The organism is Neptunomonas sp. XY-337 (genome assembly GCF_004959845.1).
Lineage (GTDB): Bacteria > Pseudomonadota > Gammaproteobacteria > Pseudomonadales > Balneatricaceae > Neptunomonas > Neptunomonas marina.
The window spans coordinates 377542-397238 of record NZ_SPLL01000002.1 but is presented as its reverse complement, the minus strand read 5'-3'; the positions used below and the strand labels follow the sequence as shown (position 1 = coordinate 397238).

Sequence of the window (19697 nt, the reverse complement as noted above, 5' to 3'; positions counted from 1 at the left end):
GAGTGAAAAGCGGCTGACCTTACGGCCAGCCAAAAGGATGTGAAAAATGTCTACTTTTCACGGTACACAACAAAAAATTTATAGCTCCTTGGCACGGTCACGTAGCAAGAACTTCTGAATTTTCCCGGTAGAGGTTTTTGGCAACTCACCCATCACCACCGTCTTCGGTGCTTTAAAGTGGGCCATGTTGTCACGGCAGAATGCGATGATCTCTTCTGCGGTTACCGCAGCACCCTCGACTGGAGTGACGAACGCACAAGGCGTCTCGCCCCACTTCTCGTCTGGACGCGCCACTACTGCGGCATCTTGGATTTTCGGATGGCGATAAAGCACATCTTCCACTTCGATGGAGGAGATGTTCTCGCCGCCTGAGATAATGACATCTTTGGAGCGGTCTTTGATCTCGATATAGCCATCTTCATGCCATACCGCGAGATCACCTGAGTGGAACCAACCGCCAGCAAAAGCTTCATCTGTGGTGGATGGATTCTTCAGGTAACCCTTCATCACTAGGTTACCGCGCATAAAGATCTCGCCAATGGTTTCGCCATCTTGCGGCACTGGCGCTAGCGTTTCTGGGTCTGCAACCATGAGATCTTCTTGCATCGGTGCTTTTACGCCTTGGCGTGACTTCAAGCGAGCTTTCTGACCTTCGTCATACTCATTCCACTCATCATGCCAAGCGCACACAACGGATGGGCCGTAGGTTTCTGTTAGACCGTATACATGCGTTACGCTAAAGCCCAACTCTTCCATTCCTTGGATAACAGACGCCGGTGGCGCTGCGCCTGCAGTCATGACTTTTACGCTGTGGTTGATGCCTGCTTTCAGGCTGTCATCAGCACCATTCAGCATATTCAGCACAATAGGCGCACCACAGAAGTGGTTAACTTTATGTTCTTTAATCAGATCGAAGATGTCGTTCGCACGGACATGGCGCAGGCTGACACTCGTGCCGCCAGCCGCCGCAATACTCCAAGGGAAACACCAGCCGTTACAGTGGAACATTGGCAGCGTCCACAGATATACCGGCTGCTCACCCATGTGCCAAGACACAATGTTACTCACGGCATTGAGGTAAGCACCACGATGGTGGTACACCACACCTTTTGGATCGCCCGTCGTGCCCGACGTGTAGTTCAACGTGATAGCATCCCACTCGTCAGCGGGTTTCACCGCGGTAAAATCTGCATCACCCTCTTCTAGGAATGCATCGTATGTCATTTGGCCGATCAACTCGCCGCCTTCGAAATACGGATCATCAATATCAATAACAAGGATCTTGCGGCCTGACATCTTCACGGCCTTTGCAGCTACTGCCGAGAACTCGCGCTCAGTGATCAGCACTTTTGTTTCTGCGTGTTGCAGCACAAAACCCACCGCTTCAGCATCCAATCGCGTGTTGATCGAGTTAAGCACCGCTCCAGACATCGGGACGCCAAAATGCGCTTCAAAGTGCTCAGGCAGGTTTGGCGCAATAATCGATACGGTATCGCCAACACCTACACCACGCTTGCTCAGGGCACTCGCCAAACGGAGGCAACGCTGATACGTTTGCGCCCAAGTGCGCTGTGTATCACCGTGAATCGTCGCGATACGATTGGGGTAAACGGCCGCCGTACGCTCTATAAAACTAATAGGTGTTAGCGCCGCATAGTTGGCGTGGTTTTGTTCCAATGACTGGTTGTAGATGTTGTGCGTTAAAGACATACCTAGTTCCTGTTACTAGCAGCAGCTCAAACCATGCCGATGCATTTGAGCCACCTCTCCTTTGTTCCACTAGCGCCCGCCCACAGTGCAAACGCTACATTTCGGTTTTTATGGATAATGCTATTCCTGTGAGGGCTGTTACCCACACTACACAGGGGATTCCCAACGATGATGGGTTTCGTGCTATCGCTCACCGTGGCGATGCGCTGAATCTATCCCTTGGCACCATCTTATAGATGATGTCTTCATTGTTTTTGTTTTCGGGAAGGCAGTTAACAAACTGCTGTAGGGCTAGTTAAAGGGAAGATCTTTGCTTTAATTTGTCGCAATTCTTACGAAATGTAACAATCGCTCTACTTGTGCACCATTTTGGTTAGAATGGACGAATGTTAAAAGAATAAGTAAATATACCTACATGCTGCTCCGTTCACGCCTCGTCAGACGCTTTCTGATCACCGTACTTATCGTCATGTCAGCGATATTTGCCACGATCTACTTCTATTCAGTGCCACTGCTGAAGGAAAAGGTGTACGAGATTGAGCGCAACGCCAGCCGCATCGCGCTAGATAGCGTGTTTTCGATGGCCAGCAAATTACACACGGATATTGAGCTGCACCGAAAAGATGCACTCGATGCACGTAAGCAACAGCTCAAAAGTGTTGTCAGCTTGGCCGAGTCTTACCTTGATGGCTTAAGTGCCGCAGTCGCCCTTGGCGAGCTGTCACAAGAGAGCGCCACAACACGTGCTTTCGACACACTGCGCACATTAAGCTACGGAAACAACGACTATATTTGGGCATCGAACTACCAAGGCACCCTTGTCGCTCACCCCGATGCCCGCTTTGATGGTTTATCACTTGAGCGACTGAGCCAATACGACCAAGCCCCCGCCATCAGTACGATGGTCGAGATGGCCCAGCAGCAGGGGGAAGGGTTTTATCGCTACCAATGGAGTCGCCTCGCAGGTGAGCAGCTACTAGATAAAGTCTCTTACTTCAAAGATATACCGGCTTGGAACATCGTTATCGGCTCTGGTGTCTATCTCGACGATCTTGAGCAATTGATCAAAACCAGCCATGACAGCGTGTTACAGGAGCTAACGGAGGGCCTTCGGGATATTAAGATTGCCACCAGCGGCTATCTGTTTATTTTCGATGCGAAAACCAACATGCTGATCCACCCAAACCCCAATATCAACGGCACAAACTTTTGGGATTTGGTAAACCCCCTTACACAGCAATCCATTGCCGATGAGTTGATCCGCGTGGCCGACACCGGCAAAGAGCTGCACTACACATGGGACCGCCCCAATGATCCGGGTAACTATGTTTACGAGAAGCTATCGCTGGTGCGCTACTTACCGGGCTTTGATTGGTACATCTGTTCGTCCGTCTATGTGGATGAGCTACGCAGCAGCTCCGAGCAGCTGGCTGAGCGCCTGATCACGATCTCAGCGGTCGCACTGACGCTACTGACGCTACTGATATTTGCCTTCGCGCGCGGTATCACCGAGCCCATCATGCGCCTTGCCGGAACAGCAGAACGTGTCAGCCAAGGTGAGTTTACGGCTAAAAGCGGCATCCACCGTGACGATGAGATCGGCCTGCTGGCGCGCACCTTTGATGATATGGTGGAGCGGCTACGCGATGCGATTCAAAACCTCGACAGCAAAGTCGCTGAGCGTACTCAAGCACTTGCTGAGAAGAACGTTGAGCTAGAGATCGCCTCAGAGTCCATCCTACTCGCCAAAGTTGAGCTATCTAAAGTTGAGGAGCGCCAGCGGCTTATTCTTGATGCCCTACCGGCCGATATTCTCTACCTCGATACCTCACTGACGTATCTGTTTGTAAACCAAGGCTATGCCCAGCGTTTAGGCCTGCAAAAAGAGGCGATTATCGGCAAGCACCTGCGGCCTGTTATTGGTAAGACACAGCTTGATCAACTCATGCCGCTATTTGAAGCCGCGTTGGCGGGAAAGACCGTGGTCCACGAAATCACTTCAGGCCAAGGGGGAGCGGTTAAGATCGAGAAGCTTACCTGCATCCCTTGTGGCAGTGAGAATGACCAAGTCGACGGTTTACTGCTGCTGATCTTTGATATCACCAACGAGCGCGAGGTGGAGCAGAAGCTATCTGAAGCTCACCGAATGAGTGCCGTGGGTCAAATGGCAGGTGGGCTAGCTCATGATTTTAATAATCTGCTCACCATTATCTTAGGCAACCTACATGCAGCCAAAGACCGTTTTGCCACAGATAACGAGCCGTTAGCAGATTGCCTACGTCCGGCGATTCGAGCAACGCGCCGTGGTGCAGATATTACCAGCCGTTTGTTATCTTTCTCACGCCGCCAACCGCTGTCTCCCTCGTTAGTCGATCTCGGGGCATTGATCGAAGAGACGATTCAACTGCTGCATAGCTCGCTGCCCGACAATATCGCGTTGGAATTCAGTCAAACATCGCTCGATGCACTGCCATTTGTCGACCCAGGTAGGCTCGAAGATGCGCTTGTGAATCTGGCTTTCAACGCGAAAGATGCCATGCCAGAGGGCGGTAAGATTCACTTTTCAGTTGCCAACCGTGATATTGACGACGCCCCCCTCTATGACGAGGTGGTTGCTCCGGGCCGCTATGTTGAAATTACGGTCACCGATACTGGCAATGGCTTCTCAGAAACCGCTCTTCACCAAGCGTTCGAGCCCTTCTTTACCACCAAATCGGGCGGTTCAGGTTCTGGGCTTGGTTTAAGTATGGTGTACGGTTTCATTAAGCAGTCTCGTGGCTATATCCGCATTGAAAACCATGCCGACCAAGGCTCGTGTATCCATCTGCTGTTACCTGCACAAACCGTGGAAGCACTCGATCCTGTCCCTCGCGACCTTCACACAGAGATTGAAAATAGCTACCAAGGCAAATTAGTTCTGCTGGTCGAGGATAATCCAGATGTGCGTAAGCTGGTGCGCCAACAGCTCCTTGATATGGGGTTTGATGTTATCGATGCAGGCAGCGCAGATGAGGCGGTCAACTTAATTCCCCTGCTCCCAGAGCTCTACGCCATGGTGTCTGATGTCATGCTGCCCGGCGAGCGCAACGGTATTGAGCTGGCGCAGTGGCTCAAAGCGCATAATCCGAGTAGCCATATCATTTTAATTAGCGGCTACTCCTACCAACATAGTAAAGGCAATCTCGATCCAGACTTCATTTTGCTAGAGAAACCGTTTGATAGCACAGATCTGAGACGCGCCTTTGAACAACCGAAGCGCCGCATACCACTGCGCTAGGTTGATGTATTCAAATGGATAAGTGCATGAAAAATAATAAAAGTATCTACGTCATTGATGACGAGCGCGATATCTGCGAACTGGTCGCACAAGAGCTCACGCTGTTCGGTTATCAGGTACAAACCTTCAGCACCGGCGCCCAAGCAGGCTATGCAATAAAAAACAAGCCGCCAGCACTGTGCATTATCGACTTGGGCCTTCCGGACATGGACGGTATGGACCTCGTGCGTCAGCTGTGTGACAAAAACAATGTGGGCGTGATGATCCTCTCTGGCCGTAATAGCGTGCCTGATCGTATTCTTGGCCTCGAACTCGGTGCCGATGACTACATTGTTAAACCTTTTATCCCTCGCGAGCTGGTGGCACGTGTCAATAGTTTGTTGCGCCGTTTAGAAAAGCTCGAGCAACCGCCCCAAACCACGAGTCAACGGCAAGCGCACTTTGGAAACTGCGTGTACGATCCCGCCACCCTTTCCCTAACCAACGGTGACGACGCCACTGTGGAGTTAAGCTCCGCCGAAAGCGAGCTGCTACTGGCACTGCTCAAAGCGCCCAAGACGATTCTCTCCCGCGATCAGCTACTCGGTGAAAACGCATCACCTTTCGACCGAAGTATCGATGTTCGCATGTCACGCGTACGGAAAAAAATTGAGACAGATCCCAAAAACCCTAAGCTGATAAAAACCATTTATGGGGTAGGATATATGCTGACAACGGATGTGAGTTGGAGCTAAACCAGCGAGTTTGCATGGCAGCTACCGATAAGCATAAGCGTGTTCGGCAACACCGAGCATCCAGCTGACAAGTGTTGCCAAAGACCGAGAAATCTAAGCTGCCGCAGCCACCGACTCTCTCTTCTCCCAAGGCTTTTCGTTTATCGGTAAGTGAATCAGTGCCGAGAACGCACCAAAGCCCACGCCAACCCACCAAACCAGTGTATAGCTGCCATACAGGTCATACATACGCCCCCCCAACCAGACACCTAAGAAGCCACCTAACTGGTGAGAGAAGAACACCAAACCGTAAAGCGTCCCCATATAACGCAAACCGTAGATCTGTGCGACAAGGCCCGATGTCAGCGGCACCGTGGCTAGCCACAACGCCCCCATCAAGACTGAGAATAACATCACGGATTCTGGCGTGATCGGGTTTAAGATAAATGCTGCTGCCACAACGGTACGTAGAAAGTAGATCCCAGCAAGCAGGTATTTACGGGAGTAACGATTGCCTAACCAGCCCGCGAACACGGTACCACCAATGTTGGAAAAGCCGATAAGTGCGATCGCAACTGCACCTAGCGTTGAGGTCGAGCTGATGCCAAGCGACTGAACAATACTACCGGGCGCCACGGCGCTACACATCTCAATAATAAATGCGGGGAAATGCGCGGTAATAAAGGCGAGCTGATAGCCACAGGAGAAAAATCCAAAGAAGATGAAAGCGAAGGTTGGATCTTTGATGGCACGTTTAAGCACAGTGCCCATCTGTTCATCTTGATGGGTTGCTGCCGCAGGTTTAGGTACGCGCATATAAAACAGAGCCAGCATGGAAACAGCAACAAACCCAGCCAATACGACGAACACCTGCTGCCAACCCATATCAGCCAGCAAAAACTGAACTAGCGGAGGCCCTACAATCTGCCCCATAGAGCCCGCTGCGGTAACAATACCAAGTGTCAGTGAGCGGTTTTTATCAGACGCCGCGCGCCCTACCACCGCCAAAATAACCCCAAAACCGGTACCAGCGATACCAAAGCCGACCAGCATCTCAAGTAACTGGTGCTGCCCTGGAGTAATTGCAAAAGAAGACAGTACCAACCCGACGATATAACAGGCAGCGCCCGCAAGGATCGCTTTGCGATCGCCGTACTTTTCCGCCAAGGCACCGAAGATTGGCTGACCAATGCCCCAAAACAGGTTTTGAATCGCTATCGCAAACGAAAACTCTTCACGCAGCCAGCTAAATTCGTCTGCAATGGGAATTTGAAAAAGTCCAAATGACGCACGGATCGCGAAGCTCACCAGAATAATGATACATCCGGCGATCAAAACCGGATTAAATAACGCAGTTTCTTGGCTGCGGTTCAGTGCAGTGGCAGACATGGGTCGATGGCTCCGTGCTCAGTGGAATAGCCACACAATTTAGCAGAAGCGATGGGCGCCAGAAATAAAGAACCCGGCACATGGCCGGGTTCTTAAGGAAACACACCGTTGCGGATTTAATCCACTGATGCCGTTTCTTTTGCTTGCTTCGCTTGCTGCGCCGCTTTTGCAGCTGACGCTTCCTCTTCACCATCTGCGAAGATCACTTCATCTTCAGGGTTATGGCGGCCCAAAAGCTTAGGACGCTCAATGAGGAAATACAGCACCAGACCAATCGCCACCGCATAAACAGTAGACTTAGGATCCGGCATCGCTAGTGTTACCGCAACAATACCAGCTACGCCACGCTCTACTGAGTTTCTAAGCTGTTCCATACCCACCATGATGCAGATATAAGCCGTCAGCACCAACGTCAGCGAAAGCGCGATAGGTAGTACCGGTTTAAACAGCGTTACCAACGGCAAGATGAACAGAGCAACCAGACCTGTCATCCAGAACGTACCACCGCCACTGTAGATGGAGTCCATCGCTTTACGGCCCATGGCGTAACGCTCTGCAACCGTTGCGTGAGCCGCTGTCCATAGCGGTCCAGCAAGGCCCGGCCATGGTGCCAAGAACGCGTGGATACCGTTACGCAGCGCAGTCACCAAGTGTACACGGTCAACGCTGTCTTCGATCTTCTCGTCTTCGCGGATATCTTCAACACGTTTCACGAGTGTAAAGCCAACGATGATGTCACCAAATGCGATGACGTATGCAATCACGGCCGTTGGAATCGCTAGCAGGAACACATCCCAACCCGGGAAGCCAACTGTGAATGTTAAGTACTGGAACATCAGCGCGAAGTCAGGCTGTGTAATACCCCACTCGATCTCCGGCAGCGGGTATTCACCCACAACCCAGCCGACGACCATGGCCAAGATCATGCCCGGTACCATACCGAAGTTGGCAATTTTCTTCGCCAGCGGGTTAGCATCAACAACGCTCTTGAACGACAAAGAAAACAGTACATAAGCGGAGATCAACGAACCAACAATCAAAGAGATTGGCGTTGCATCAATACGGCCACCCACTTTTAGTTCACCCATCATCGCTGCAATACCTGCACCGATAATAATCCCTGACTTCAATGAGTTAGGGATCACATCCACCAGCTTAGAGCCGAGACGCGTTACCCCTAAGAAGAGGAAGATAAACGTAACCTCTAGCTGCAAGGCAAAGAGCGCTTTAATCGCCTCAGGGCCAGGTTCAAAACCTTTTAGATACAGCAATACAACAGGTATTGCGGGGGTGATCCACCCGGGGACCAGCGGCACGCCGAGCAAAGCTGGCAGGATATAACCTATCCCTGCGACAAACGTAAACGCCAAAGCTGCCTCATAAGGCATACCCAAATATTTTTCCAGCAAGGGGATCATCGCCAATCCAACGACGAACATCACCAGCCCCTGAATCATCTCAGGCGTTTCCCAACGGTAGTGGATAAACGGGAGTCTTATCTTAAATGGGCCAGCCGGCCAATATGGCTGCTCAGCACCATATTCTCGCTTCGAGACCTGCATTATTATTTTCCTTATGATTGCCGACAGCTTCTATAGCAGCTGCCTTAGGAAACAGAGAACATAGCCTCAAGCGCCTCTTTACTGACACAATCCCGCGACAGTTAAGAGACAGCCCAACGAGGCTTCCAATAAACGCGGGCCAGTAAATCGCAGAAAAGTATCGAAATTTTTTCTCAATTTTTACGAAATGTAACAACCCAATAAACCCAGAAATAATAGGGGTTTCAGGGTGTTATCCATTAGTCTGAAGACGTGGCAGGGGCCAAGAAAAGGCCCCACGAAGCCGATATCTGCAACAGTTCGTTACAAACGAAACATAAACACGTATGCCATGACAGCACCCGACCTTGGATATTAGTCGGTTGCTGCACGCACCGCTTTTAAGCGTCGATAAAGTGTGGCGCGGCTGATGCCTAGCGCAGTTGCAGTGGCTGTCATGTTACCGCTATGGCGGGCCAGCATGTCGGTAATCTGCTGCTGTTGTCGCTGTTTCAACGTATGCCCACCACTCTGTGGCTGGACGACCGGAGGTACGCCGTTAAGCTCTTCTAGGAAGTCATCACTGATATGGGAGTGATCGATGCAGTGTTCATCCGGTTCCATAAACGCCACCGCAACACGGAGCATTGTTTCCAATTGGCGCACATTACCGGGCCAACGGTATGCTAGAAGCTGCTCGAACAGGCCGCTATTTACCGAAATTTGGCGACCATCTGGCGCAAGCTTCTGCAAAAACTGACAAATAAAGTTCTGTTTATCCGCACGCTCGCGCAACGCGGGTAAACGTAGGCAAACACCATTTAATCGATAGTAAAGGTCTTCCCTAAAGCTGCCCTCCGCTACCAATGCTTTAAGATCGCGGTGGCTGGCACAAATCACAGCGATATCGAGCGCAACCTCCTCACCACCACCGAGGGGCGATACAACCCGCTCCTGCAACACCCGCAGTAAGCGAGCTTGCAGGGGCAGTGGCATATCGCCGATCTCGTCAAGGAAGAGCGTCCCACCTTGCGCCTGCTGCAGCTTACCGATCATGCCGCCTTTACGTGATCCGGTGAACGCGCCTTCGCGATAACCAAACAGCTCCGATTCAATCAAGCTTTCAGGTAATGCCGCACAGTTCACCGCAACAAATGGCCCTTGGCTACGACGACTATCTAGGTGTAAAGACTTTGCCATCACCTCTTTACCGGTTCCGGTTTCCCCCTGTATTAGGACAGGCAGTTCATGGGAAAGCGCACGACTCCCCATGCGCACGCCTTTTTTAAGACGAGGATCTTGCCCTGCTAAGTCGTCTAATTGGAGAGCTTGCAGCGTGGATGGCGCGGGCGTTTCGCGCTTTGGCGGACTTGGTTTTGTCGAGCGGTTCTGATAGCTATTAATACGCGCTGGAAAGCTGACCAGCTCGCAAACAAAATCGCCACTGCGCATCCGTAGCTGGCCACGCCCCTTTCGATGCAGCGTGGTCAACAACGCTTCAGGTTTAACGCCAAACAGTTCTTCAAGATGCTTACCCACCAACTGCTCACGCTTGCGGCCTAACAGTTGGCAAACCTGTTCATTCGCAGCTTGGATATAGCCATCCAACTCCATCGCAAGTAGTCCTTGCCATGAGGAGCGCAGGTATTCTGGACGGCTGTGTAAACTGATAACGATCTGCTGCTGGAACTGGCCGCTGAACATGCGGTTCTCAATGGAGCGCACCGCTTGCTGCACAAGCGATAGATTGGGCGGCAGCTCCCCCTCTGTCGGAGAGGTTAGATCGAGCACGCCGAGCAGTCCGCCCTGAGTATCATGAATGGGCGCCGAGCAGCAGGACAGATGCCCAACCTGATCAAGAAAGTGCTCACGACCTTTGATCATGATCGGCGCTTTCTCCACCACAACGGTACCCAATGCATTTGTGCCACGAACGCCCTCGTGCCAGTTGGCACCGGGCTCAAGCGCATAACGCGACGCGCTGTCCATATGACGCTTATCACCGCGCACGGTTAATAGGTTGGCGTCGGAATCGGCCAACATAACGAGTCCACCAACACCATGGAAGTAGTCTACCAACTGCGCTACTTCAGGCTGTGCAGTCTCGATCAGGGTGCGGTTAGCGGCTTTAAGGTCATCAACTTGATCCTTAGAGGGGTTATCTAACTCAAGCGGAGCATTACACGCTAAACCGGCAGCCAAACTGCGCTGCCACGAGTCAGCGATTTCACTACGTAACAGCCCATTGGGTAGTTCGCCATCCTGCGCTAGGTGCTGACGTGCGATGTCGGCAGGCGCCAGAATAGCTTCCTGATGCTTCATCACCATACCTCTTTATTGTTGTTTTAAGGCGACTTCTCCTTATGTATTACTCAAATAAGAATCAAGTTTCAAGTGTATGCACCAACGTAAAAAAGCCCCACCGACCGAAGGCCGGTGAGGAATGCAGTGCAGAGAGCGTATTAAACACACCGACGCGTTCACGCTCTTTGGGGTAAAACTAGCGAATAAAGACCTGTGCTGTGGTTGTAGACATATCACCACCTGGCAAGGTGATGGTTTTGAGATGCTCTAGCGTATCAGCATCGTATACAGCTACGTGGTTGTAGGTACCGGCAAGATAAACCTTACTCCCATCGTTATTAGGCGTGATGCAGTAGTAGGAGTGATCTAACTCCGCAACGCCTAGCAACTCTTGCTTCTCAATATCGTACTTTGCCAATCGGTTGAGTACGCCATACATGATGTTCGAGTCTTTTGGCGAACGTGTGCCGGTAAAGTAGATCTCCGTAATCGGAGCAAAGTCTTGGGTGGTTGTCTCACCTGTTGCAAGGTTGATATTAAAATAACCATACAGCCAGTCTGCAGTATTAAGATCTTCCGAGCCCTCTTGGAAACGTGCTGTTGTATAGAGAATCGTGAAATCTTCAGTCGGGGTCTGTACCGCCCAAACATTCAAGACATCAGGCTGCACATAACGCTCACGCTGCCAGTTGCGGCTTGGTACTGCTACCTCATACTCACCGGTGTGTACATCCATCTTATAGATGTCGGCACCTGCCATATAAAGGCCACCATCTTTACCCACCTGCATCGCCGTCACCAACCGTGGCGATGGGAACGTACGAATAGGTTTTGCTTTTAAGCCTGCCGAGGTGTCGTAAACCGCCAACCGCGTAGGCTGAACCTCATAGTGGTCGCTGCGCAAGATCGTCGGGTTCTGAACTGTGTAGAGCTCTTTACCGTCGTAACTTAGCGCAAACGCATACAGCGTTTTGGTGCGCTCATTTGAGGCTTGGGACATCTTGGCATGGAAAGTCACCTCGCAGGTGTCCATGTTGACGCCATAAATATCTTCGTAGCCGTTGTTGAGCACATATGCCGTTTTATGGTCGGGCGCCACCTGAATAGCTCCCGGCCCAAAACGCCCTGGCATGTCACAGCTTTTATAAAGACTATCTTTTTCAGCATCGATCACATGCAGTTGGTTAGGATAGCTAGCGACAACCATATACTCTTGCCCCGCTTTTAGCGCAGGTCCTTGAGCGGCAGCTGATGCCGAGTAGCTGACCGCAGCACCGACCAGTGCAGCACTGAAGCCAAGCGCAGAAAATGACCGTTTAGCCAAGCAACGAAGCTTATTCTTGTTGTTCATCGTGTACTTCCTTCTATTAATCTTTGTCCGCAGGGAAAACGGTGCCAAGGTTGCGCCAGTTCTCGCCAGATGCATGTGCATCTTTGTTCCAATCAGGGTAGGTGTTCATCATGTCTGGCACCTGTGCAGGCCACCAGCAAGGATCAGCACAACCGTACAGATCAGATTCCATCGGCTGGCATAGCGATGTGACTGAACCAAAAGCATCGATCTCCCAGCCGGGGTCTGTGGTTGCGGTGCAGCCAGCGATAGATTGCATCGCGACTACCTCTTCAACATGGTTCTCTTCCACCGCTTTTTGCAGCGTATGTGCTTTGTTGTTAATCGGCTTCATCTTAATGGGCCCTCCGCGGAGAAATGTAACTATCGATAAAGGCCGGATTCTCGGCCATGATGCGGCTATAAACGTCGATACCAAAATCAACCCAGTCGCGCATCAGATCGCAGTAGTGGTAAGTGGGACGAGTGGGGTCTTCATAACGGGCGTAGCTTTCGTGGTAACAGCCGCCAGAGCACAGGTTCCGGATTCGGCAGCTGGCGCAACCGGTGTCGGTGCGGTCCAAGCGCTGCTCTAGAAAGTCCCCCAAGCGGGCTTTATCAACACCGTCGTTGACGTTGCCAAAGGTATCTAAATCGGACCCGGTAAACCGGTGGCACAGATTCAGCTCCCCTTCGTGATCAACCGCCAACATGGCAACCCCGGCGCCACAAGGCAGCGCTTTCTTGTTGCCCTCGTGCAGATCTGTAATCAGCTGGTGCATATTGGAGAAACCAATATTGCGATGCTCAAGTGCCGCTTCCAGGTAAAGCTCACCCAGCGCTTTCATATTTTCAAAGACTTCGACCAACTCCTCATCACTGAGGTTGTAGTAGCTAATATCACCAGACGTCACCGGTGCGAAGCCCACTTCAGCAAAGCCCAACTCATTGAATAGGTGATCCCAAATACGCTTAATATCGGTCACACCACGAGTTAAGGTGACGCGTGCGCCAATCGGCCGCGAGCCATAGCGCTGCAGTAACATTTTGGCTTTGCGGCTCACCACATCGTAGGTGCCTTGGCCGCCCACCGTGATACGGTTCTTGTCATGGATCGCCTTCGGGCCATCCATACTGACCGATAAGCCAAAGCGATGCTCAGAGAGCCAGTCGGCGATCTCTTTAGTGAGCAACGTGGCATTGGTTGTCATGGTGAAGTCCACCGGCTTACCAAGCTCAGCGAAGCGCTGCTCAGCAAAAGCAACGACCTCTTTGATCAAGCGGAAGTTGGACAGCGGTTCGCCACCAAAGAAGACGATGTTGTAACGCGCCTCGTTGGGAGACTCCGCCAACAGCATCTCGATGGACTGGCGCGCAGTCGCAAAGTCCATCTTTTTCCCGGCAGAGGGTTTGTCCAAATCCTCTTTGTAGCAGTAACTGCAACTGAGGTTACAACCGGTGTTGACGTTGAGCACCACCGTGTTGAGCGGAAACTCAGTCACTTTTTTAACGCCTACATCGGGCGTCAGTGGCGAGCCATCACTCACCAACTCAAGCGCGATAAGATCACGCAGGGTTTGCTGGTAAGTACTGCTGTCCACACCCGGTGGAATCGCCGCAAGCAGTTCCTCGGCGGTCAGGCCAGGTTGCTGGCGCAGCAAAGCGATCAACTGCGCACTGGCAGAATCCACCTCGAACAGGCTGCTGGATGGAATATGGAACAGCATCTGCCGGCCCGTAACATCCACCAAATGTAGGTTCTTTTCGACTATCGTAAGTTGGGCACCCATCGCAGGACCCTCCTCAATTATTATTTTTTTAGGTTCGACATCGTGTGTTATGGCAGAGGTGGATTGTTCCAGCGCTGCACGGTGACGATTAACTGGCCATCCGCTGTCAGGGTTTCACTGCCCTCTTTCACAGCCGCCACCACTTTTAGGTTACCGGCATTGTTCGTGGACATTTTCCGCTCTGGGTTAGGCCCTGCTGCACCTGTGGTAAATTTACCCGTACGTGCATCCATCACACCGGCAAACTCAGTGTCACGATCAGCTTTAGCGCGCTCATCAAAAGGTTCCACGTGCCAACTGGCTGGGACAAAACCAATACGCCAATCATCCTCAGTGCCTGCTTTACCATCAGGGCCGTTCGCCCATGCTTCAGCTTGGAACTGAGCGTTGTATTTTGGTGTAGAGCCGCCGTTACCGCCGACACGCCCAACAGCAAACTCCGGTACCACTTTCACTTGATCGATCGAGGAGAAAACATTGACTGAAGCACCGTTAGCAGAACCTGCTGAAACCTGACGTGCACCTTCGCTGGCACCGGCATCCGCCATCACCTCAACAACAACCTTGTTGTCATCGCGATATAGCTCTTTCACCACTTGCAGACCATCACCTAGCGACACCTGCTCACCTAACCCCGTACCCACCAGTGTTAACTGGGCACGGCTACCGGCACGAATGTACTCTGGTTGCACATCAAGCAACATAGGAGCACTGCCTTCGCGTACTGCGATGATGTCAGCACCCACTTCATCATGAACAGCTTCGAACATGCGTCCGGTTAGCTGCTGACCCGATTTGGAAGCGGCAAATACTTGACGCACTTTCACGCCATCGATTGTTAAGTCTGCCCGCCATTCATAACCGGTATACACGATCGCTCGGCCACTGCCTTTGATCGGGCTGCCATCGGCGTATTGGCCATCAACACTGACCTCATAGCGATCTCCTTGCTTAGCAACCACGGTCATGGTGCCGTGCAGATCACCCTTACCTGGCAGTTGGCCCGAGAAACTCCAACGCCCAGCAAGATCAGCCTTGGGCGCAGCTTTCCAACTCTCCCACGCGCTGGACTGCAGCGGATAGCTGCTGGTGAGTTCCGGCACCATCTTTTCAAGTGCAATATCAAACCAGTCGCGATCACGCGCCATCGCCTGATACTCAAGAGAAGGCCACTGACCTAAGTGAAAGTGCACCAACTTTTCCCACTCTTGCGCGGGGCGGCGCTGTAATGCGACACGCGCTCCAGAGTGGCAACGGGCACACATCTGTTCAAAGTCAGCTGACTCAAAGGATTCCATGGTGTTTAGGCGTCGCTCCATGGCATAGCGCGAGCCTGCGGTCTCTTCAGGTGCTAAACCTTGGCGATCAGCAAAGTATTTGACGAGCGTACGGCGCTCTTCATCAGTGATCTTAAGGCCGTGCATCAGTTGCATACGAGCAATCGTCATCAACCACCCTTCAGGGGTTTTCCGTTGGTGACTCATGCGGCTAAATTGGGGGGCGGACGCGTTCTCTTCGCTGTGGCAAAGCAAACAGTTATCACGAATGATCTGTTCTGCATCCGCCGCATAGCTTGAGGTAGTGGGTAACAGCATACCTGCAACCATCACACCACCCGCCAACCGGGGTAGGTTCCGATTCTTCATCAAGGCCAGACTCCTCTTATGTTTATTATTCAGTCGTCGCTGGCGCGACTTATTCCAACCTGTTCAGATAGAAAGCATGTCGTATGCCAAGAAATCAAAATTCATACTTTTCAATAAGTTAATTATCCTTACGCACTGCCCTCTAGTTCTTTTGACCCTGTTGCACTGTCTCACTTTGATACAACGACCGTCTCATCATGAGACACCTGAGACACCTTGACACAGCCCTCTAAAAACAAAAAATATATATAAAAAACAACAAGTTAATAAAATCATCCAAAATGGCATAGCTCTTGCGACGACAGCACTGTTCCTACACAAAAATAATTAAAAGGTTGAAAAGATGAGCGATATTCCAAACACCCCATCCCAAGCTGCACTCGATTTTATTCAGCGCCAACATAAGCTGTTAATTGGCGATCAGTGGCTTGAAGCCTCTAGTGGGCGCACCCACCCGGTGCTTAACCCATCTGATGGCGAGCAGATCACCACGATTCAAGCGGGTGACGTTAACGACATCAATAAAGCGGTTGCAGCCGCACGCCAAGCATTCGATGACTCTGAGTGGAGTCGCATCCGCCCTGTCGCACGCCAAAAGTTGCTGCTCGACTTCGCGGATCTAATTGAAAAAAACGCACCGCTGCTCGCAGAGATCGAAGCCATTGATAACGGTAAAAGTGCGGTGATCGCCGAGCATGTGGATATTCGTCTGGCCGTCGACTTTTTGCGCTACATGGCAGGCTTTGCAACGAAAATTGAAGGCCGTACCGTCGATGTCTCACTACCGTTTATGCCGGATAACCAGTTTCATGGGTACACCCGCCGCGAAGCGGTTGGTGTGGTTGGCGCGATTGTCGCTTGGAATTTCCCATTGCTACTCGCGTGTTGGAAGCTAGGGCCTGCACTCGCAACGGGGTGTACCGTAGTACTGAAACCCGCTGAAGATACACCGTTAACCGCGCTGAAGCTGGCGGAGCTTGCCCTAGAAGCAGGCTACCCGCCGGGTGTGTTCAACGTGGTTACCGGTCTAGGCCACGAAGCAGGTGCTGCCCTAAGCCAACACCCGGATGTTGATAAACTCACCTTCACCGGTTCCACCGAGATCGGTAAACTGATCGGCCATGCAGCGGTCGACAATATGACCCGCATCACCCTTGAGCTTGGCGGTAAATCTCCCTCTATCATCCTAGAAGATGCCGATCTTGCCACCGCCGCCGCAGGCGCTGCCAACGCAATCTTCTTTAACCAAGGCCAAGTATGCTGCGCAGGCTCACGCCTGTATGTGCACAGAAAGCACTTTGATCGCGTCGTGGCTGATATCTCGGATATTGCCGCCAACATGACGTTGGGTGGTGGTCTTGATGCAACCGCTCAGATGGGGCCATTGGTCTCTGCCAAGCAACAAGCGCGTGTATGTAACTATATCGACCAAGGCCGCGATGCCGGTGCCACAATTACCACCGGTGGTGGCGCGGTTGATCGCCCTGGCTTCTTCGTGCAACCCACGGTTATGGTGGATGTAAACCAGCAATCAAGTGTGGTGCGTGAAGAGATCTTCGGACCCGTTTTGGTCGCCATGCCATTCGATGATGTGGATGAAGCGGTGCGTATTGCCAACGACAGTCAGTATGGTTTGGGTGCCAGCATCTGGTCGAACAATCTATCCGAGGTGCATCGGATGATTCCACGTATCAAGTCCGGTTCGGTTTGGGTCAACTGTCACACAGCACTTGATCCTGCTCTGCCATTCGGTGGCTATAAACAGTCAGGCTTTGGCCGTGAGATGGGCGCAGAAGCCATTGAGTACTACACAGAAGTGAAAACGGTGCTGATGAGTATCTGATTTTAAACCGCGCGCTCGATTGAGCGCGCGTTGCTCACTTAACGATTTTGAAACTGCTTGCGATCAATGCCACGAGCACGTGCCAGCATCTCTTCCAGCGCCTCTCGATCTAGCGGGTCATTGCCTTCAACACACAGCTTTAGATGCTCACGCTGATCATTGCCCCAGAACAGCTCGCCGTCTAGCACAAAAGTCGGAACGCCAAACACATCCTGCGCGAGCGCCTCTTGTGTCTCTTGCACCAATAAAGCTTTTACATCAGCCTCCTGAATGCGCGCCATTGTAATATCAGCGTCTAGTCCAACATCCGTTACCAACTGCTTGAGTGTGTGTTCGCACGAAAGATCAGCACCACGAGACCAACCTGCCTCAAAAATAGCACTGATCAGCGCCTGCTGCTGCTCGCCGCTGACCTCTTTTAAGCTCAGCCGCAATGCCGGTAGCGGATTGAAGGGGTGGCGCTGGGGTGGGTTGAAATTGAAGCCCTCTGCGTGAGCATAACGATAACAATAACGATACAGTGCCGCTTTTTTAGGTTTCACCTCTGCGGGCCCTAGCTGGCCCCAGTGGTCGAGCAGCTTCCCGAACACCACAGGGTGCGGTATCAGCGTTAGGCGATGCTGGCGGCAAAACGGCTGTAGCCAACGCCAGCTGAAGTAGGCGTAGGGCGAGATAAAGTCAAAGTAAAAGTGCAGTTCACGCATCGTCAGCGGCTTCCTTATAATTTGGGTCTGTTCCGTTACTGGGATTCGTAGTGGCTAAGTTTGAGTTTTAACCGCTCTACTTCAGATTCAAGCTCTGCGATACGAGCCTGTAATTGCGCTACTTGATCTGGCGCGACCTCCACACAAGAAGCACTGCTTGTCTCGATGGGCGCATCGCCAAATAGATGTGCGAAGCGGGCTTCTCGGCGCCCCGCCTCCCGCGGTAGCATGGCAATTAAGGGCGACTCGCCTTGCTGCATCTCCTGCAGTACAGCTTCCACCTCGGCCACATTGCTGAAGCTATGGATACGAGCACAGCGCGAGCGTAACTCCCCTGGTGTTTGGGCGCCGCGTAAAAACAGTACACACAACACCGCCAACTCTGCTTGGCTTAGCTTAAGCTCGCTAAACTCAGTATTGCAGAAGCGATGCTTGTACTTAATCACTCGGCTACCGAAGCCACTTTCAGCCAAAATTAACCGCTTGGATTCCAGTATCTCAAGGGTGTTCGCAACCTCCGCTTCGGTTAGAGACAAGACCGGGTCACGGCTGCTCTTCTGGTTACACGCGTTAGTTAAGCTATTGAGAGATAAGGGGTAAAGATCAGGGGTGGTATGCTCTTTTTCGATTAAGCACCCCAGTACACGGATCTCGAGATCATTCAGTTGGCGGTCCATCGTGTTGCTCCACTCTACGGTAGGAACGTTTAAAGATAAACCGAAGCTACGAACGACGAAAGTACATTTTAGGCATAAAAAAGGAGGCCGAAGCCTCCTGACAGAAGATGTCCAATGATGAGAGTATGCGTCTGCTACTGCAGTGCTAAGCGGAGCTTAGCGATAGAACTCGGAGCTTACTGTGGTGCTTTATTACAACAATGCTTCGTTAGAGTTGCTTGGTACTTCCAAACCAAATGATGCCACGCTGCTGTCGGCGTTGTACGTTGGCGCGCTATCCACTTGAGCAGATAGGTGACCTTCTGTTGAAGCACCCAATTGTGTCAGTGGGCTGACTGCCGCTTCAAAACCTTGCTCTGTTGCGACGGTGTGTGCCGCTAGGTTGCTTTCAACTGAGTTTGCACCAAATTGGCTGAGGTCATTCACCGCAAACGCTGACGTTGCGAAAAGAGCGGATGTGATGATGGCTGTGTTAAGTAGTGTTTTCATGATCGTTTACCTTTTTTGATTCTGTCGGTGACTCACCTGGTGGGTGGCCTTCATAGCGTGTTTCGATGGGTTAAATGTATATGACGAATCTGAAACGAAACTGAAAAAACCTGAAAACTTTTATTTATTTTTCGCTAAAAAAACGCAGAAAAATCCGATTAAACCTCTTGTTAAAACCTTTTAAACCGCAAGTTATAAACAGAAAAAACCATAGTCCCCTTATCTTTTTATCACTGCAAAAAATCATAAAAAATGGCCATAAAAAAAGGGAGCCGAAGCTCCCA

14 protein-coding genes are annotated in these 19697 nt (G+C 51.6%); 3 read left to right on the top strand and 11 right to left on the bottom strand.

Annotated elements, in window-relative coordinates:
* Positions 1 to 78: 78 nt before the first annotated feature.
* Positions 79 to 1710 (bottom strand): acyl-CoA synthetase, encoded by a 1632-nt coding sequence (locus E4L36_RS05450; protein ID WP_136679627.1) that lies wholly within the window; start codon positions 1708 to 1710, stop codon positions 79 to 81.
* Positions 1711 to 2125: 415 nt separating this feature from the next.
* Between E4L36_RS05450 and E4L36_RS05445 the strand changes: the two genes are divergently transcribed.
* Both E4L36_RS05445 and E4L36_RS05440 read left to right on the top strand, forming a co-directional pair.
* The gene (locus tag E4L36_RS05445) at positions 2126 to 4987 is read left to right on the top strand and encodes a cache domain-containing protein (RefSeq protein ID WP_136679624.1); all 2862 of its coding nucleotides are present in this window, start codon (positions 2126 to 2128) and stop codon (positions 4985 to 4987) included.
* Positions 4988 to 5013: 26 nt separating this feature from the next.
* The gene (locus E4L36_RS05440; RefSeq protein ID WP_127695485.1) at positions 5014 to 5721 is read left to right on the top strand and encodes a response regulator transcription factor; all 708 of its coding nucleotides are present in this window, start codon (positions 5014 to 5016) and stop codon (positions 5719 to 5721) included.
* 93 nt (positions 5722 to 5814) lie between these two features.
* Here the strand turns inward: E4L36_RS05440 and E4L36_RS05435 are convergent, their stop codons facing one another.
* The 7 genes from E4L36_RS05435 to peaA form a co-directional block, all read right to left on the bottom strand.
* Entirely contained in the window at positions 5815 to 7089 is a 1275-nt protein-coding gene (locus tag E4L36_RS05435; protein ID WP_127695487.1) for an MFS transporter, read from the bottom strand.
* Positions 7090 to 7205: 116 nt separating this feature from the next.
* On the bottom strand, positions 7206 to 8651 hold the full coding sequence (locus E4L36_RS05430; RefSeq protein WP_240770676.1) for a xanthine/uracil/vitamin C permease: 1446 nt from the start codon (positions 8649 to 8651) through the stop codon (positions 7206 to 7208).
* A 354-nt stretch (positions 8652 to 9005) separates the two neighbouring features.
* Positions 9006 to 10952, bottom strand: coding sequence for a sigma-54-dependent Fis family transcriptional regulator (locus tag E4L36_RS05425; protein WP_136679621.1), 1947 nt, complete (start codon positions 10950 to 10952; stop codon positions 9006 to 9008).
* Between the two features lie 178 nt (positions 10953 to 11130).
* On the bottom strand, positions 11131 to 12285 hold the full coding sequence (gene peaD / locus E4L36_RS05420; RefSeq protein ID WP_136679619.1) for a quinohemoprotein amine dehydrogenase subunit beta: 1155 nt from the start codon (positions 12283 to 12285) through the stop codon (positions 11131 to 11133).
* A gap of 16 nt (positions 12286 to 12301) precedes the next feature.
* Positions 12302 to 12625, bottom strand: a complete 324-nt coding sequence (qhpC, locus tag E4L36_RS05415) for a quinohemoprotein amine dehydrogenase subunit gamma (RefSeq protein WP_127695543.1) — start codon at positions 12623 to 12625, stop codon at positions 12302 to 12304.
* Positions 12621 to 14054, bottom strand: coding sequence for a quinohemoprotein amine dehydrogenase maturation protein (gene peaB / locus E4L36_RS05410; protein WP_136679617.1), 1434 nt, complete (start codon positions 14052 to 14054; stop codon positions 12621 to 12623). The genes qhpC and peaB overlap by 5 nt, the downstream gene beginning before the upstream one ends.
* Positions 14055 to 14101: 47 nt before the next feature.
* Positions 14102 to 15700, bottom strand: coding sequence for a quinohemoprotein amine dehydrogenase subunit alpha (gene peaA, locus E4L36_RS05405; protein WP_136679616.1), 1599 nt, complete (start codon positions 15698 to 15700; stop codon positions 14102 to 14104).
* 343 nt (positions 15701 to 16043) lie between these two features.
* On the opposite strand from peaA, the gene E4L36_RS05400 reads away from it, so the two are divergent.
* The gene (locus E4L36_RS05400) at positions 16044 to 17543 is read left to right on the top strand and encodes an aldehyde dehydrogenase family protein (RefSeq protein WP_127695497.1); all 1500 of its coding nucleotides are present in this window, start codon (positions 16044 to 16046) and stop codon (positions 17541 to 17543) included.
* A 38-nt stretch (positions 17544 to 17581) separates the two neighbouring features.
* Here E4L36_RS05400 and E4L36_RS05395 read toward each other — a convergent pair whose 3' ends face one another.
* From E4L36_RS05395 to E4L36_RS05385, 3 genes are all read right to left on the bottom strand, one after another.
* Positions 17582 to 18247 (bottom strand): 2-hydroxychromene-2-carboxylate isomerase, encoded by a 666-nt coding sequence (locus tag E4L36_RS05395; RefSeq protein WP_127695499.1) that lies wholly within the window; start codon positions 18245 to 18247, stop codon positions 17582 to 17584.
* A gap of 35 nt (positions 18248 to 18282) precedes the next feature.
* Positions 18283 to 18924: a YceH family protein gene (locus E4L36_RS05390; RefSeq protein ID WP_136679613.1), complete on the bottom strand. Its 642-nt coding sequence runs from the start codon at positions 18922 to 18924 to the stop codon at positions 18283 to 18285.
* Between the two features lie 192 nt (positions 18925 to 19116).
* On the bottom strand, positions 19117 to 19413 hold the full coding sequence (locus tag E4L36_RS05385; RefSeq protein WP_136679611.1) for a hypothetical protein: 297 nt from the start codon (positions 19411 to 19413) through the stop codon (positions 19117 to 19119).
* Positions 19414 to 19697: the final 284 nt, after the last annotated feature.